Below are 16,480 nucleotides of genomic sequence, written 5' to 3' on the forward strand. Positions count from 1 at the left end.
CCCAGCTGATCGGCCATCGGGCGGCCCCGCCGACGCGCCCGGTGCCACCGCCTCAACCCCCACCCGGGGCAGGCGTGGCCTCCGTCCCCGTGTTCCCGTACTCCGTGTGCGTGCTGTATTTCTTCGCGAACTCGCTTGCGTTCCACGCGTACGTGATCACGGTCTCCCCGGACGGGTTGGAGACCGGGTCGTCCTTGGCGTACACCTGCTTCGTCACGACGAGATAGCCGCGGTCTATCTCGGCGTAGACGGGCGGCTCCTCGGCCTTGAAGACGTTCTGGTAGCGGCCGTCCTTCTCGTGGTAGACGTACGAGCCGACCCCGACCGCGTCCGTGCAGGTGAGGACGTTGACCACGATGTCGGTCGCGGCGCCGCCGGTCAGGTTGCCGTACTCCACGTCGACCGGGTACTGGTCGGCGACGCACGGCTTCAGCTCGCGCTTGACCTCGGTGGAGACCGCGGGGTCGTCCTTGACGAGGCTGACCGCGTCGATGTCCTTCGGGTCGGAGTAGCCGCCTGGCGAGGGCGTCGCCCCGACGACCGCCTCGGCGTGGGCCGGGCCCTCGTCGCGCGCGCCGGTGCCACCGGTCCCGCAGGCGGAGGCGCACAGGGCGAGGACGGCGAGCACGGACACGCCCGTGATCGCCGCCTGGAAGGTCCCGTGGACCGCAGGTGGTTCCGGCTCGGTCAGGCCGCCGCGCAACGCTCCCGCTCCTCACGCTCCAGCGCGCGTGCGTCCAGATCGCGCGCCTCCAGCTCCTCACGGAGCCGGGCGAGCGCCCGGTGCAGCGTGCTCTTGACCGTCCCGGCCGACATCCCGAGGGCGGCGGCCGTCTCTTCGGTGGACATCTGCTCCCAGTGTCGCAGGACCACGACACTGCGCTGCTTCGGCGCCAGCACCTTCATCGCGTCCATCAACAGGGCGCGGTCCGCGTGCTGTTCGGTGGCGTCCTCGACCGAGGCGTCCGGGAGCTGCTCGGTGGGCACCTCCTCCAGCTTGCGCGCCCGCCACCACTCCGTCCGGGTGTTGATCATGACTCGGCGCAGGTAGGCGTCCGCGAGGCGCTTGTCCGCGATGCCGTCCCAGCGGCCGTACGTGCGCGCCAGCGCCGTCTGGAGGAGGTCCTGGGCGTCCACGGGGTCCGGGACCAGGCGGCGGGCGCTGCGCAACAGCGCGTCCTGCCGCGTGCGGACGTACTCCTCGAAACCGAGCACCTCGCTGTGCGCCATGTCCAACCGCCTCCGATCCCCGTTCCGGCCGACTTACGTGCCGGTTTCCCGCTTGTGGTCTGTGGCCCCGCGTCTCGCCGGGGCATGGAAAAGAAGCTACGGAGCTGTTGTCACGGCACTGTGCGGAGCAGCCTGCGGCGAGCGCTCGGCTGTCCGTCGGTTGTGTAACGGACCGCGGATCGGATACAAGAAGTGGGGGTTTTGATGCGCCTATGTGGTGATTTGGGATGAGAATGGGTGTGACACAGCCGGAGGATCCGCTGTGACGCGGGGCCTCCGGCTGTGAGGTGACCGTGAATCAGATCGAGGGGTTCAGGTGCGCGGCAGGCGGTACAGGCCGCCCGCGAGCGGCTCCACCAGACCGTCCGAGACGAGGCCGTCGAGCGCCCGCGCGCGCTGCACCGGTTCGTGCCACACCCGGTCGAGCGCGGACTGCGGCACGGGAGCGTGCGCCTCGCGCAGGACGGCGAGCAGCTTGCCGCGCACCTGGCGGTCCGTCCCGGCGTACGTCTGACCCTTGCGCGGCGGGCCCTCGTGCTCCGGCTTGCCCGCGAGGCGCCAGGCGCAGCTCGCGGCGATCGGGCAGCGGTGGCAGGTCTCGTTGCGCGCGGTGCACACCAGGGCGCCCAGTTCCATGGAGGCGGCGGCCCAGCGCGCGGCCGTCGGCTCGTCGTCCGGCAGCAACGCGCGTGCGAGCTTGCGCTCGGCGGCCGTCGTCGCGTTCGGCGGGTACTGCACGCCGGTCACCGCGCGCGCGAAGACACGGCGGACGTTGGTGTCCAGGACGGCGTGCCGGCGGCCGTACGCGAAGGAGGCGACCGCCGCGGCCGTGTACTCGCCGATGCCGGGCAGCGCGAGGAGCTGTGTGTGGTCGGCGGGGACGTCGCCGCCGTGCCGTTCCGTTATGGCCACGGCGGCGCCGTGCAGGCGCAGGGCGCGGCGCGGGTAGCCGAGCCGGCCCCAGGCGCGCACGGCCTCGCCGGGGGCCTCGGTGGCCAGGTCGGCGGGGCGCGGCCAGCGGGCCAGCCACTGCTCGTAGACGGGCAGGACGCGGCTGACGGGCGTCTGCTGGAGCATGAACTCGCTGACCATCACGCCCCACGCGCCCGCTTCGGGGCGCCGCCAGGGCAGGTCGCGGGCGTGCTCGTCGAACCAGTCGATGACCGGGGCGTGCAGGTGGGCTCCGGTGCTCTCGACCGGCTGTTCCTCACGCGCGCGGGCTCTGGGGGGCAGGCTGTCGGCGGCGTCGGAAGGGGTGGTGTGCGGGGGCTTCGTGGGCGCAGTCATGGCTCTTCGATCCTGCCATGGGAAGGGGTGCACGCGTGCGTGCCGTCACCCGGGGGAGGGGCGCACGCGTACGCGCGCGGGGCGTCGCCCTCCGTCCCATGGCCAAAGGTGCAAGGGGTGCGATTGTGAACGAGTAGGGCGCCAGGGGGCGTTGCGGCGGGCGCGACCGGGATGATGATCCGGAAAAGTTGTGGTTCAGGCGGCGGGTGGGGACGGCGAACGCCGCGATCTCTCGTACAGTTTGCGCCGTGGGATCTCTGCGCAATCCGGTCGGGCCGCTTCCCTCCACCATCTACTGGCGACGGAGGGCCGTACTGCTGTCCGTGCTGGCCCTGTTGACGCTTCTGGTCGCCTGGATCGTCCTGTCGGGCGGCGGCGGCAAGAAGAACGGCGCCGAGGGGTCCAACGGCAAGAATCCCGCCTCCTCGATCACCCCGGGGCCGTCCGCCTCGGGCCCGGCGATCAGCCAACACCCGGGCGGACGCGACGAGTCGACGCCCGGCGACGCCAACGGGTCGGCCTCCGGCGGGAGTTCGGACGGCGGCGGCTCCGGATCGGACACCGGCTCCGGCGGCACGGGCGGCACCGCCACCTCCGGCGGCTCGGGCGACGACGGCTCCAACGGCAGTGGCAGCGGCAGTGCCGGCACCGCCCTCCCGGCAAGCACCGCGCTCCCCAACTGCACGGCCAGCGTGGTCACCTGGACCCTCAGCAGCGTCAGCAACACCTACTCGCCCGACCAGACGCCGACGTTCCGCCTTACCGCGCGCAACAGCTCCGGCAGCGACTGCAAGGTCGACCTCGGCCCGAAGAACACCGTCCTGACGATCACCCAGACCGACAGCGACGACACGTACTGGGCCTCCGACGACTGCCCCAAGGCCACCGGCAGCGCCCTGTACCGCGTCCCCGCCGGCGCCGCCTTCACGTACACCCTGAAGTGGGACCGCAAACCGAGCGCCCCCGAGTGCGCCACCCCGCCCGCCGGCCTCGCGAGCGCCGGCACCTACCTCGTCGAGGCGAAGGCCCCGGGATTCGCGAAGGCACAGACGTCGTTCGTCCTGGAGGCGGACTGACGGCTCGTCGCCACCGCGCGCGAGAGATCGTCGTACGACCGTCCAGGGGCCGTTTTCCGGGGCGCTCGCCCCTTATCGCCGGTGAGGGGCTCCCCGAGCCCCTCACGCGCCGTCAGACGTAGCGCTCCAGGATCGACGACTCCGCCAGCCGGGACAGCCCCTCGCGGACGCTGCGCGCGCGGGCCTCGCCCACGCCGTCGACGGCCTGGAGGTCGTCCACACTCGCCGCCAGCAGCTTCTGGAGGCCGCCGAAGTGCTCCACCAGCCGGTCGATGATCGCGCCCGGCAGCCGGGGCACCTTCGCCAGCAGCCGGAAACCGCGCGGGGAGACCGCCGAGTCGAGCGCCTCCGGGGAGGCCGTGTAGCCCAGCGCGCGGGCGACGGTGGACATTTCGAGCAGCTCCGCGTGGGTCAGCGCGTCCAGCTCGGACAGCGCCTCGTCGACCGTACGGGAACGTTTCGCGGTCGGCTCCGGGACGTAGTCCCGCACCACCAGCTCGCGCTCCGGCTCCACGCCCGCGATCAGCTCGTCGAGCTGGAGGGCCAGCAGGCGGCCGTCCGTGCCCAGTTCGACGACGTACTCGGCGATCTCCGTCGCGATCCGGCGGACCATCTCCAGGCGCTGGGCGACCGCCGAGACGTCCCGGACCGTCACCAGGTCCTCGATCTCCAGCGCCGACAGCGTCCCCGCGACCTCGTCCAGGCGCAGCTTGTAGCGCTCCAGGGTCGCCAGCGCCTGGTTCGCGCGCGACAGGATCGCCGCCGAGTCCTCCAGGACCCGCCGCTGGCCGTCCACGTACAGGGCGATCAGGCGCATCGACTGGGAGACCGACACGACCGGGAAACCCACCTGCTTGGAGACGCGGTCGGCGGTGCGGTGCCGGGTGCCCGTCTCCTCGGTGGGGATCGTCGGGTCCGGGACCAGCTGCACGCCCGCGCGCAGGATCTTCGACAGGTCCGAGGAGACGACGATCCCGCCGTCCAGCTTGCACAGCTCGCGCAGCCGGGTCGCCGAGAACTCGACGTCCAGCACGAACCCGCCGGTGCACATCGCCTCGACCGTCCGGTCGGAGCCCAGCACGATCAGGCCGCCCGTGTTGCCGCGCAGGATGCGCTCCAGGCCGTCCCGCAGGGCCGTGCCGGGAGCGACCGCGCTCAGCGAGGCGCGCATCAGGGCATCGGAACCGGCGTTCCCACCGGACTTTCCGGGAGCCGCCGCCCGGTCATTGGCTGCCACTGCACTCCTCCGGTCACAGGATCTGGGTGCTCCCGCCTGCGCACACGGTTCGTACGGACGGGCGAGACCAGGGCAAAGTCTACCGGCGGTCCTCCTCGCTCTGGGGGGCCTGTCGGCGACGCGAGCGCGGGAGCACGCGCAGGGCGTCCCCTATGTCGGCGACTTCCACGACCTTCATCCCGGCCGGGACCTTCCCCGGGTCGCCCGGCACCAGCGCGTGCGTGAAGCCCAGACGGTGCGCCTCCGAGAGCCTGCGCTGCACGCCGGTCACCCGGCGCACCTCGCCCGCCAGGCCCACCTCGCCGATCGCCACCAGGTTCTTCGGCAGCGGGGTGTCGCTCGCGGCAGACGCCAGCGCGAGGGCGATCGCCAGGTCCGCGGCCGGCTCCGACAGGCGTACGCCGCCCACCGTCGCCGAGTAGATGTCTCGCTTGCCCAGCGCGCTGATCCGGCCGCGCTGCTCCAGGACCGCCAGCATCATCGACACCCGCGACGTCTCCAGGCCCGACGTCGTCCGGCGCGGGGTGGGGATCTGCGTGTCCACGGTCAGCGCCTGCACCTCCGCGACCAGCGGGCGGCGGCCCTCCAGAGTGACCGTCAGACACGTGCCCGGCACCGGCTCGGCGCGGCGGGTCAGGAACAGGCCGCTGGGGTCCGCGAGGCCCGTGATCCCCTCGTCGTGCAGCTCGAAGCAGCCGACCTCGTCCGTCGCGCCGTAGCGGTTCTTGACGCCCCGCACCAGGCGCAGGCGCGCGTGCCGGTCGCCCTCGAAGGACAGGACCACGTCCACCAGGTGCTCCAGCAGGCGCGGGCCCGCGATCGCGCCGTCCTTCGTGACATGGCCCACCAGGAGCGTCGACATGCCGCGCTCCTTCGAGACGCGGATCAGGGCACTGGCCACCTCGCGCACCTGCGCCATGCCGCCCGGGGCGCCGTCGATCTCCGGGGAGGCGATCGTCTGCACCGAGTCCAGGATCAGCAGCGACGGCTTCACCGCGTCCAGGTGGCCCAGGACCGCCGCCAGGTCCGTCTCCGCCGCCAGGTACAGGTCGTCGGCCAGCGCGCCGATGCGGTCCGCGCGCAGGCGCACCTGGCTCGCCGACTCCTCGCCCGTCACGTACAGCGTGCGGTGCTCGTCGCTCGCCGACTTCGCCGCGACATCCAGCAGCAGCGTCGACTTGCCCACGCCGGGCTCGCCCGCGAGGAGCACCACCGCGCCGGGGACCAGGCCGCCGCCCAGCACGCGGTCCAGCTCCGGCACACCCGTCGTCCGCGCCGTCGCCTGCCTGCCGTCCACCTGGCCGATCGGCAGCGCGGAGGACGTCACCCGGCCCGGCGCCGTCGTGCGCACCGCCGGCGCGCCGTACTCCTCGACCGTCCCCCACGCCTGGCACTCCGGGCACCGGCCGAGCCACTTGGCCGTCTGCCAGCCGCATTCCGTGCAGCGGTAGGAGGGACGGTCCTTGGTGGTCTTCGTACGGGCAGCCATGGGAGGAACGGTAACCTCCGGCACCGACAGCGCGGCCGGCCTGTGGACAACCGAGGGCGCGAACCGGTCGCGTCACCCCGGGAAACGGCCACGGGAGAGCGCCCGGTGTCCCCTATTGAGGGATCGTTTCACCCGTATGGATTAAAAGGGCTCAAGGTTCGGGATCGGGGCGTCGCGAGGCGCCTACGGTCGCACGGGTGATGAGCACGAGTCCGGAGACCTCGCCCCGTACGACCGGCGCGCACCGGGAGCGACGGGAGGCGCGTGACCGTGAGGCGGCGCACACGCTGGCCGAGCGCCCGCCCGCGCGCTACGAGCCGTACCTCGACGGCCTGTTCACGTACTGCCTGGCCGTCCTGTGCGACCACGACGCGGCCGTCGCCACCCTCGGGGACGCGCTGGCCTTCGCCGAGCGGCGCGGGCACCGGATGCCGGACGAGGGCGGCGAGCTGCGGGCCTGGCTGTACGCGCTCGCGCGCTGGTCGTGTCTGCGGCGGCTGACGCAGGCCAAGCAGAAACGTCATGCCTCCGGGGAGCGGACCGAGGCGCCCGCGCCTGACGACGCCGACCACGCAGTCCGGGAGCAGCAGCGCCGCGAACTCGCCCTGCTCGCCTGGCCGGAGGCCGCCGGCACCAGCCCGGAGCAGCGCGAGGCGCTCGAACTCGCCGTACGGCACCGGCTCAGCGCGCCCGAGGTCGCCGCCGTCCTCGGCAAGGAGCCCGCCGCCACGCGCGAGCTGCTCTCCTCCGCCGCCTGCGAGGTCGAGCGCACGCGCGCGGCGCTCGCCGTCGTCGAGACCGGCGACTGCCCCGGCGTCGCCCGCCTCGCCGACGGCCACCACCTGGTGCTCAGCGCGGCCCTGCGGCGCGAACTCGTCCGGCACGTCGACGACTGCCCGCGCTGCCGGCGGGCCGCAGAGCGCGCCGTCCCCGGGCGCTGGCCCGGCGCGGCGGTGACGCCCGCCGAACTGCCCGTCCTGGAGGCGCCCCGTTCGGCGCTGTACGTCGCGATGTCGCACGTCTCGCGCGCGCGAGGCGTCGCCGCGCCCCGGTACGACCGGCGCGGGTTCCCCATGGACCCCAAGGACCGTGCCGCCCGGCGCGACCGGCTGCGCGCGCGTGCGGTGACGACGACCGTCGTCGCCACCGTCGTCGCCGCGCCGGTGCTCGCCCTGTGGGCCGCCTATCGAGGCGAGCCCCTCGGGGAGGGTGCCGAGGGCAGCGTCCCGCGCGCGAGCGAGGCGCAGCGGCCCGGCGCGCTCGGGGGTGAGGCGGGGGGCGACTACCAGAGCGCGGGCAACACGGGCGCGCGGTCCGGCGCTGATCGTGCGGACGGGGGGCGGCCCGACGTGTCCGTCGAGGTCATCAGCGTCACGGGCGCGGGCACGAAGGGGGCCGCGCGGCTCACCGTCACCGCCGCCGGGAGCGGCGACACGACCCTCGTCACGCTGACCGCCGCGCGCGACGGGGGGCCGGTGCGGTGGTCCGCCACGACCGGTTCCGCGTGGCTGTACCTCAGCAAGTCCTCCGGGACCCTCGACCCCGGTGAGTCGATCACCGTCAAGATCTACGTCGACCCTCTCCGCGAGCCCTCCGGCGCCTGGCACGCGCGCGTGGCGATCGCTCCGGCGGGCGCGATCGTCTCGATCACCGGGTACGGACCCGTCCCGAGCACCCCCGGCACGCCGCCCCCGTCGTCCGGCCCGTCCCCGACACCGACCGCCTCACCGTCGCCCTCGGCCACTGCGAGCACGCCGCCGACGAACTCTCCCGAACCGTCCCCGAGCGAGTCGTCCGCCGACCCCGGGAGCCCGTCGCCGTCGGAGGGCGGCGGGGAGCCGACGCCGGCGGCTTCGTAGGGGGCCGGCAGGGGCTCACCCGCCCGCCGTCCTCCCCGCGCGTACGCGCGATGCCCCCGACACCCGGCCCTCGCGCGCGTGTCCGCCCCCCTGCGCCCGGTTTGACGTAAATGTGGGCCGGGCTCGGGTGTGGGGTGCTGTGGTGCGGGAATTCGCAAGGAGGCGTATGCGCGCGGGGGAGAGGGGGACCGGTGGGCGGATGGTCAGGGGGTCGGGTCCGCGGGGTGGGGGGCCACCAGGGGGAGGTGGGAGGCCAGGCGGGCCTCGCAGAGCTCGACGAGGCGGTCGTAGCCGGCCTTGCCCATCAGCTCCGTCAGTTCGGGGCGGTACGTGACGTAGACGGGGTCTCCCGCGCCGTGCGCGGACGTCGCGGAGGTGCACCACCAGTGGAGGTCGTGGCCGCCGGGACCCCAGCCGCGGCGGTCGTACTCGCCGATGGAGACCTGGAGGATCCGGGTGTCGTCGGGGCGGTCGATCCAGTCGTACGTCCGGCGCACGGGCAGCTGCCAGCAGACGTCCGGCTTGGTCTCCAGGGGCTCACGGCCCTCCTGGAGCGCCAGGATGTGCAGCGAGCACCCCGCGCCGCCCGCGAAGCCGGGACGGTTCTGGAAGATGCAGGAGCCGTTGTACGGGCGCGTCTGGCGGGAGCCCTCGTCGTCCTTGGAGACCCAGCCGCCGCTCTGCCCCTCGGCGTGGTGCTGCCAGATCTCGGGCGTGAGCCGCGCCACATACCCGGCGACGCGCTTCTCGTCCTCGGCGTCGGAGAAGTGGGCGCCCAGCGTGCAGCAGCCGTCGTCCGCGCGGCCCGCCTGGATGCCCTGGCAGCCGCTGCCGAAGATGCAGGTCCAGCGGGAGGTCAGCCAGGTCAGGTCGCAGCGGAAGATCTGCTCGTCGTCCGCGGGATCCGGGAACTCGACCCACGCGCGCGCGAAGTCGAGCCCCTTCTCGTCGCTCTTCAGAGCCTGCTTCTTCGATGACTTCGCCGGCGAAGAACTCCCCGACGACGCGCCCGCCTTGTCGCCCTTGGGTGACTTCTCCGGCTTTTCCCGGTTCTCGCTCTTCGCCTTTTTCGTCTTTGGCACGGGACCAGGGTAAGTCGCCGCGGCCGTCTCACGGCACAGACGGAGGGACGGAGGACGGAGCCACTGGCAGTAGCGTTCTTTACATGAGACTCGGTGTCCTCGACGTGGGATCGAACACGGTGCATCTGCTGGTGGTGGACGCACACCCGGGCGCGCGCCCGCTGCCCGCGCACTCGCACAAGGCGGAGCTGCGCCTCGCCCAACTCCTCGACGCGGACGGGGCGATCGGCCCCGACGGCGTCGACAGGCTCGTCGGCGTCGTCCAGGACGCGCTCCAGGCCGCCGAGGACAAGGGCGTCGAGGACCTCCTGCCGTTCGCCACGTCCGCCGTGCGCGAGGCCAGCAACGCGGACGACGTCCTCGCGCGCGTGCACGAGGAGACCGGCGTCGAACTCCAGGTCCTGACCGGCGCGGAGGAGGCCCGGCTGACCTTCCTCGCGGCCCGCCGCTGGTTCGGCTGGTCCGCCGGCAAGCTGCTCGTCCTCGACATCGGCGGCGGCTCCCTGGAGATCGCCTACGGCATCGACGAGGAGCCCGACGCGGCCGTCTCCCTCCCGCTCGGCGCGGGCCGCCTCACCGCCGGCTGGCTGCCGGGCGACCCGCCGGGAGCGGAGCCCATAAGGGCGCTACGGCGCCATGCGCGCGCGCAGATCGCCCGTACGGTCGGTGAGTTCAGCCGCTTCGGTGCCCCCGACCACGTCGTCGCGACGTCCAAGACGTTCAAGCAGCTCGCCCGCATCGCCGGCGCCGCGCGCTCCACCGACGGCCTCTACGCGCAGCGCGAACTCAAGCGCGAGTCCCTCGAAGCGTGGGTGCCCCGGCTCGCCGGCATGACCGTCGCCCAGCGCGCCGAACTCCCCGGCGTCTCCGAGGGCCGCGCCGGCCAGCTCCTCGCCGGAGCCCTCGTCGCGGAGGGCGTCATGGACCTCTTCGGCGTCGAGACCCTGGAGATCTGCCCCTGGGCGCTGCGCGAAGGGGTCATCCTGCGGCGGCTGGACCACATGCCGGCGGTGTAGCGCGGGCGGGGCGCGTGCGGTGGTGCGAGGCGCGCGCAGTGCGTGAAGTGCGCCACCCTTGCTCCGCCCGGCTTCCCCGGCCGAAGGGCGCGCCTCGCGCACGCGCGGGTCCGTACGGCCGGCCCCTCTGTCCCTGTTCGGAGGGCGTCCGGGTGCCGGGACCGGCCTCACGCGTGTGCGCGTGGTCGGAAGCAGGGGCTCGCGGAGGGAGCCCGGGGACCCGGCCTCGGTGCCCGGCGGGGCCCCGTACGCTGTCCCTCGTGGCAGAACCAGTGGTGCGCATCCCGGATGCGAAGGTCGCTCTGTCCACGGCCTCGGTGTATCCGGAGTCGACGGCGACGGCCTTCGAGATCGCCGCGCGCCTCGGGTACGACGGGGTCGAGGTGATGGTGTGGAACGACCCCGTGAGTCAGGACGTCGAGGCGCTCAGGCGGCTCAGTGACTACCACCGGATGCCGATCCTCGCCGTCCACGCGCCCTGTCTGCTGATCACGCAGCGGGTCTGGTCGACCGACCCCTGGACCAAGCTCCAGCGCGCACGCGCGGCGGCCGAGAAGCTCGGGGCGAGCACGGTCGTCGTACACCCGCCGTTTCGCTGGCAGCGCCAGTACGCGCGGGACTTCGTCCAGGGGATCTGGCGGATGGCCGACGAGACGGACGTCCGGTTCGCCGTCGAGAACATGTACCCCTGGCGCTATCGGGACCGCGAGATGCTCGCGTACGCGCCCGACTGGGACGTCACCAAGGACGACTACCGGCACTTCACGATCGACCTCAGCCACGCGGCGACGTCCCGTACCGAGGCGATGGACATGGTCGACCGGATGGGCGACCGCCTCGGGCACGTCCACCTGGCCGACGGCCTCGGCTCCAACAAGGACGAGCACCTGGTCCCGGGCCGCGGCACCCAGCCCTGCGCGGAACTCCTGGAGCGCCTGGCCCTCACGGGCTTCGACGGCCACGTCGTCATCGAGGTCAACACGCGCCGCGCGATGTCCGCCGCGGAACGCGAGGCCGACCTGGCGGAGGCCCTCGCCTTCACCCGCCTCCACCTCGCCTCGGCGCTGAAGGTCCCCCGCAGATGACCGACGGCACACCCGCCCCGCCGCCCCCGGAGCGGCCGGCGGAACCGGCCACGCGCCTCACCCCGGGCAACGACCCCGCCAAGGCCCCTCAGGCCGCCCCAGACGCCCCGTCAGCCCCCGAGGCACCCCCCGGCACCCCGGCGTCTCCTCAAGCTGCTCAGCCCGCCTCAGACGCCCCGCGAGCCTCCGAGGCATCCGCCACCACCCCCGCAGCCCCCGAAGTCCCCCAAGGCCCCCCTGAGCCCCCCTCAACCCCCCGCCGCCGAGGCCGCCCCCGCCTTACCGAGGCCGCGACCGGTGAGACGCGGGAGAAGATCCTCGCCGTCGCCCGGGAGGAGTTCTCCGAGCGCGGGTACGAGAAGACGTCCGTACGCGGCATCGCCAAGGCCGCCGGCGTCGACTCCGCCCTCGTGCACCACTACTTCGGCACCAAGGAGCAGATGTTCGGGGCGGCGGTCGAGGACGCCGTCGGGCCCGTGCTGAACGCGCCGGACCTCCTCGTCGACGTCCCGCTCGAAGAGACCGGCGAGCGGTTCGCGCGGTTCGTGTTCGGGGTCTGGGAGAACCCGACGACCCGTACGCCGCTGCTCGCGATCCTGCGTTCCGCGGTCACCAACGAGACCGCCGCCGCCGTCTTCCGCCGCCTGATCGCCTCCCAGCTCCTGCGCCGCGTCGCCGCGCGCGTGGACCTGCCCGACGCGGAACTCCGCGCGGAACTCGCCGCCGCGCAGCTCGTCGGCTGCGCGCTGCTCCGGTACGTCATCAAGGTCGAGCCGCTCGCCTCGGCGGACGTGGAACAGCTCATCGCGCGCGTGGCACCCGTCGTACAGGGCCACCTGACCGCGCCGTGAGGCGCACCTGACAACCCCGCTCCACGCCCGACACCGCCCAGCCCCGAGATGTACATCCCGCATTCCGGACGCCCCGTCCCGCCCTCTGGATGACCGGCGTACGCTCGATGACAGCCCTATCTGCCTGAAGGAGCGAGCGACGATGCCCGAGCTGAGGTCCCGCACAGTCACCCACGGCCGCAACATGGCAGGCGCACGCGCGCTGATGCGGGCGTCCGGTGTACCCGGCGCGGACATCGGCCGGAAGCCGATCATCGCGGTGGCGAACAGCTTCACGGAGTTCGTGCCGGGGCACACGCACCTCCAGCCGGTCGGCCGGATCGTCAGCGAGGCGATCGTCGCGGCCGGCGGCATCCCGCGCGAGTTCAACACGATCGCCGTGGACGACGGCATCGCGATGGGCCACGGCGGGATGCTCTACAGCCTGCCCTCGCGCGACCTGATCGCGGACAGCGTCGAGTACATGGTCGAGGCGCACTGCGCGGACGCGCTGGTGTGCATCTCCAACTGCGACAAGATCACCCCGGGGATGCTGAACGCGGCCCTCAGGCTGAACATCCCGACGGTGTTCGTCTCCGGCGGCCCGATGGAGTCCGGCCGCGCGACCCTGGTCGACGGCTCGGTCCGCACGCTCGACCTGGTCGACGCGATCTCGGACGCGGTGAACGACAAGATCTCCGACGAGGACATCGCCCGCATCGAGGAGAACGCCTGCCCCACCTGCGGCTCGTGTTCCGGCATGTTCACCGCCAACTCGATGAACTGCCTGACCGAGGCGATCGGCCTCTCCCTGCCGGGCAACGGCTCCGTGCTGGCCACCCACACCGCGCGCAAGCAGTTGTACGTGGACGCCGCGCGGACGGTCATGGACATCACCCGCAGGTACTACGAGCAGGACGACACGACGGTACTGCCCCGTTCCGTCGCCTCCCTCGCGGCGTTCGAGAACGCGATGGCGCTCGACATCGCCATGGGCGGCTCGACGAACACGATCCTGCACCTGCTGGCCGCCGCCCAGGAGGCGGAGGTCCCCTTCGGCCTGGAGCAGATCGACGCGGTCTCCCGGCGCGTGCCGTGCCTCGCGAAGGTGGCCCCCAACGTCGCCAAGAACCGCACGTACTACATGGAGGACGTGCACCGCGCGGGAGGCATCCCGGCGCTGATGGGCGAGCTGCACCGCGCGGGCCTGCTGAACGAGGACGTGTACTCCGTCCACAGCCCCTCCCTGGCCGACTGGCTGAAGACCTGGGACGTCCGGGGCGGCTCGCCCTCCCCGGAGGCCGTCGAGCTGTGGCACGCCGCGCCCGGGTGCGTGCGCTCCGCCGAGGCGTTCTCCCAGTCGGAGCGCTGGGACACCCTCGACGAGGACGCCGAGGGCGGCTGCATCCGCTCCGCCGAGCACGCGTACTCCAAGGACGGCGGCCTGGCCGTCCTGAAGGGCAACCTGGCCGTCGACGGGGCCGTGGTGAAGACCGCGGGCGTCGACGAGTCCATCTGGACCTTCGAGGGCCCCGCGGTCGTCTGCGAGTCGCAGGAGGAGGCCGTCCAGAAGATCCTCCTCAAGGAGATCAAGGAGGGCGACGTCGTCGTCATCCGCTACGAGGGCCCCAAGGGCGGCCCCGGCATGCAGGAGATGCTCTACCCGACCTCGTACCTCAAGGGCCGCGGCCTCGGCAAGGCGTGCGCCCTGGTGACGGACGGCCGCTTCTCCGGCGGCACCTCGGGCCTGTCCATCGGCCACGCCTCCCCCGAGGCGGCCGGCGGCGGCACGATCGCCCTCGTCGAGGACGGCGACCGCATCCGCATCGACATCCCGGGCCGCTCGATCGAGCTCCTGGTGGACGACGCCGAACTGGCCCGCCGCGAGGCCGCCCTGAACGGCGTCTACGCCCCCAAGAACCGCGAACGCAAGGTCTCCGCCGCCCTGCGCGCGTACGCGGCGATGGCCACCAGCGCCGACAAGGGCGCCGTCCGCGACGTGTCCAAGCTGGGCTGACCGCTTTCGGTACGACTTTCGGTACGACGGACCGGGGCCCCCTTCCGCTTCTGCGCGAAGGGGGCCCCGGTCCGTCGTCAAGGGAGCGCCGGCGTCGCCTTACTGCCCCGGCGTGTCGTCCTCGGCCACCGAGAACACCGTCCCGTCCGGCGCGCCCGCGTACACGCGCCCGTCGACCGCCTGGGGCGCCGGCAGGGCGGCGGCGACCTCGTCGGGACGGCTGCCGGTGCGCAGGGTCGTCGTGCCGAGGAGGCGTCCCGCGCGCGCGTCGACGATCAGCAGCCGGCCGTCGGCGCCGCTGAAGTACACGCGCGCGCCGTCCGCCGCGAGGTCGGAGCCACGGCTCACGGACGTCTGGAGCGACCACACCTGCGTGCCCGTGCCGAGGTCCACGGCGGCCAGGGAGCCGTCGTAGCCCAGGAGGTAGACCTTCTCGCCGGCCACCGTCGCGCGCGCCTGCGTGAGGGCGACGTCCAGCGGCACCTTCAGGGACTTGCCCGTCGCTGGGGAGTAGCGGACCACTGCGCCGGTCTCGCCGTAGTCGGCGCCGCCCTTGAGGAGGACGAGGTCCTCGCCCGCGCGCCCGACCGGGGTGAGCGCGCCGGTCAGCTTGGCCTCCCAGCGGACCGCGCCCGTCGTCGGGTCGAGTGCGGTGACCCGCGTGCGCGTGCCGTCGGCGGAGACGTTCGCCGCGTACGCGAGCCGGTCGCCCCGGAACGACGCGAACACCGGCAGGCGCTGGCCCTCGATCCGCTTGGTCCACAGGTCCTTGCCGTTCGCGCCGTCGACGGCCGTGACCTTGCCGTTCGACGCGGTCAGCAGCAGCGCGCCGCCCGCGTGGCAGACGCCGGAGTACCCGGAGACGTCCCGCTGCCAGCGCGTCGCGCCGGTCGCCGGGTCCAGGGCGAGGGCGCGGCTGCCCGAGCGGGTGACGACCTGGACGAGGCCGCTCTCGACGACCGGTGCGCGGCCCGGGGTGTCGTCGGCGGCCAGCGCGTGCCGCCACAGCACACGGCCGTCGTTCGCGTCGAGCGCCGAGACCAGACTCCGCTGAGCGCACAGGAGCCGCCCTGAGGCGTACGTGCAGCGCGGGAGGGACCCCGAGTCGTCCGGCGCCGGTTTTGTCGCCCAGGGGGCGAATGCGGCCGTTCTGGAGGGTGTTGTGCGCGGAGCGGCGCTGCTCGTGCCGTCCACGATGCGCAGACCGACGAAACCGCCGCCCGCGAGGACGGCGACGGCGGCACCGGCGAGGATCACCTTCCCGCGTCTGCGCCCCTTGCGGGGCTCCACCGGGACCGGCTCGGGCGCGCGGGCCGGGGTGGGCGTCCCGGCCGTCTCGGGGTCGGTCTCCGGCACGCGCCTGCTCGGGACGAACGTCTGCGTGTCGTACGACGCCGCCACCGACCGCAGCTCGCGCATCAGCTCGTCCGGCGTGGGCCGGTCCTCGGGCTCCTTCGCGAGGCAGCGCAGCACCAGGGGCGCGAGGTTCTCCGGCACGCCCGCGAGCTCCGGCTCGTCGTGCACCACCTGGTACGCCACGATGTACGGGCTGTCCGAGTCGAACGGGCCGCGTCCCGTCGCCGCGTGCACCAGCACCGAGCCCAGCGCGAAGATGTCCGCCGCCGGGCCCACCTCGCGCGGGCGCCGGAACTGCTCCGGCGCCATGAAGGGCGGCGTTCCGATCAATTTGCCCGTCTCGGTGCGCAGTTCGCTGTCCTTCGGGCGCGAGATCCCGAAGTCGATCACCTTCGGGCCGTCCTCGGCCAGCAGCACGTTGCTCGGCTTGAGATCGCGGTGCACCACGCCCACGCGGTGGATGTCCCGCAGCGCCTCCGCCAGCCCAGCCATCAGTCTGCGCAGCTTCGGCGGGGGCATCGGGCCGTTCCGCTTGACCTCCTCGGCCAGCGTCGGACCGGGGATGAACAGCGTCGCCATCCACGGCCGTTCCGCGTCCGGGTCGGCGTCCACGACCGGCGCGGTGAACGCGCCGCTTACCCGCCGCGCGGCGCCGACCTCCTGCCGGAAACGGCTCCTGAACTCGGGGTCCTTCGCGAACTCGCCGTGTACGACCTTCACCGCGAGCTTCAGCCCCGACGTACTGCGCGCGAGGTGCACGACCCCCATGCCGCCCGCGCCCAGACGTGACTCCAGGAGGTAGTGGCCGGCGTACTCGGGAAGTTCCGCTTCCACGCCCGCTCCGCTGTCCCTCCGTGGCGCCATGGAACCACCCCCGTGCTGTCTCGGCGCCTGGAGCCTAGTCGATGACACGTAC

The 16,480-nt window shown here is 73.2% G+C and carries 12 protein-coding genes and 1 pseudogene; 6 read left to right on the forward strand and 7 right to left on the reverse strand.

What is annotated here, in order from left to right:
• Positions 1–52 precede the first annotated feature (52 nt).
• The 3 genes from J8M50_RS27430 to J8M50_RS27440 form a co-directional block, all read right to left on the reverse strand.
• Complete coding sequence (locus J8M50_RS27430) at positions 53–703, reverse strand: hypothetical protein (RefSeq protein ID WP_010351481.1); 651 nt, start codon at positions 701–703, stop codon at positions 53–55.
• Positions 688–1,230, reverse strand: coding sequence for a SigE family RNA polymerase sigma factor (locus tag J8M50_RS27435; RefSeq protein ID WP_010351482.1), 543 nt, complete (start codon positions 1,228–1,230; stop codon positions 688–690). Before J8M50_RS27435 ends, J8M50_RS27430 begins: the two co-directional genes overlap by 16 nt.
• A 312-nt stretch (positions 1,231–1,542) precedes the next feature.
• Positions 1,543–2,517 carry an HhH-GPD family protein gene (locus tag J8M50_RS27440; RefSeq protein ID WP_010351483.1) on the reverse strand — a complete coding sequence of 325 codons (975 nt, stop codon included), beginning with the start codon at positions 2,515–2,517 and terminating at the stop codon, positions 1,543–1,545.
• A gap of 248 nt (positions 2,518–2,765) precedes the next feature.
• Here J8M50_RS27440 and J8M50_RS27445 point away from each other — a divergent pair, with 248 nt between their 5' ends.
• Positions 2,766–3,593 (forward strand): hypothetical protein, encoded by an 828-nt coding sequence (locus J8M50_RS27445; protein WP_075661329.1) that lies wholly within the window; start codon positions 2,766–2,768, stop codon positions 3,591–3,593.
• A 112-nt stretch (positions 3,594–3,705) separates the two neighbouring features.
• On the opposite strand, the gene disA is transcribed toward J8M50_RS27445, so the two are convergent.
• Both disA and radA read right to left on the reverse strand, forming a co-directional pair.
• Entirely contained in the window at positions 3,706–4,830 is a 1,125-nt protein-coding gene (gene disA / locus J8M50_RS27450) for a DNA integrity scanning diadenylate cyclase DisA (protein WP_029183537.1), read from the reverse strand.
• 79 nt (positions 4,831–4,909) lie between these two features.
• Positions 4,910–6,319 carry a DNA repair protein RadA gene (gene radA, locus J8M50_RS27455; protein WP_010351488.1) on the reverse strand — a complete coding sequence of 470 codons (1,410 nt, stop codon included), beginning with the start codon at positions 6,317–6,319 and terminating at the stop codon, positions 4,910–4,912.
• A gap of 200 nt (positions 6,320–6,519) precedes the next feature.
• On the opposite strand from radA, the gene J8M50_RS27460 reads away from it, so the two are divergent.
• On the forward strand, positions 6,520–8,178 hold the full coding sequence (locus J8M50_RS27460; protein WP_010351489.1) for a BACON domain-containing protein: 1,659 nt from the start codon (positions 6,520–6,522) through the stop codon (positions 8,176–8,178).
• A gap of 203 nt (positions 8,179–8,381) precedes the next feature.
• Here the strand turns inward: J8M50_RS27460 and J8M50_RS27465 are convergent, their stop codons facing one another.
• Entirely contained in the window at positions 8,382–9,137 is a 756-nt protein-coding gene (locus J8M50_RS27465; RefSeq protein WP_050987148.1) for a DUF3109 family protein, read from the reverse strand.
• A 206-nt stretch (positions 9,138–9,343) separates the two neighbouring features.
• Here J8M50_RS27465 and J8M50_RS27470 point away from each other — a divergent pair, with 206 nt between their 5' ends.
• From J8M50_RS27470 to ilvD, 4 genes and pseudogenes are all read left to right on the forward strand, one after another.
• Positions 9,344–10,276 carry a Ppx/GppA family phosphatase gene (locus J8M50_RS27470; RefSeq protein WP_010351492.1) on the forward strand — a complete coding sequence of 311 codons (933 nt, stop codon included), beginning with the start codon at positions 9,344–9,346 and terminating at the stop codon, positions 10,274–10,276.
• A 260-nt stretch (positions 10,277–10,536) separates the two neighbouring features.
• Entirely contained in the window at positions 10,537–11,361 is an 825-nt protein-coding gene (locus J8M50_RS27475) for a sugar phosphate isomerase/epimerase family protein (RefSeq protein WP_029183539.1), read from the forward strand.
• Between the two features lie 251 nt (positions 11,362–11,612).
• Positions 11,613–12,212 (forward strand): annotated as a pseudogene (locus J8M50_RS27480) (TetR/AcrR family transcriptional regulator); the annotation flags it as partial.
• A gap of 142 nt (positions 12,213–12,354) precedes the next feature.
• Positions 12,355–14,208: a dihydroxy-acid dehydratase gene (ilvD, locus tag J8M50_RS27485; protein WP_010351495.1), complete on the forward strand. Its 1,854-nt coding sequence runs from the start codon at positions 12,355–12,357 to the stop codon at positions 14,206–14,208.
• 99 nt (positions 14,209–14,307) lie between these two features.
• Here ilvD and J8M50_RS27490 read toward each other — a convergent pair whose 3' ends face one another.
• A complete protein-coding gene (locus tag J8M50_RS27490) occupies positions 14,308–16,428 on the reverse strand; it encodes a serine/threonine-protein kinase (protein WP_040835597.1) in 2,121 nt (706 codons plus the stop codon).
• Positions 16,429–16,480: the final 52 nt, after the last annotated feature.

The organism is Streptomyces acidiscabies, assembly GCF_020010905.1.
In the GTDB taxonomy this organism is placed as follows: Bacteria; Actinomycetota; Actinomycetes; order Streptomycetales; family Streptomycetaceae; genus Streptomyces; species Streptomyces acidiscabies.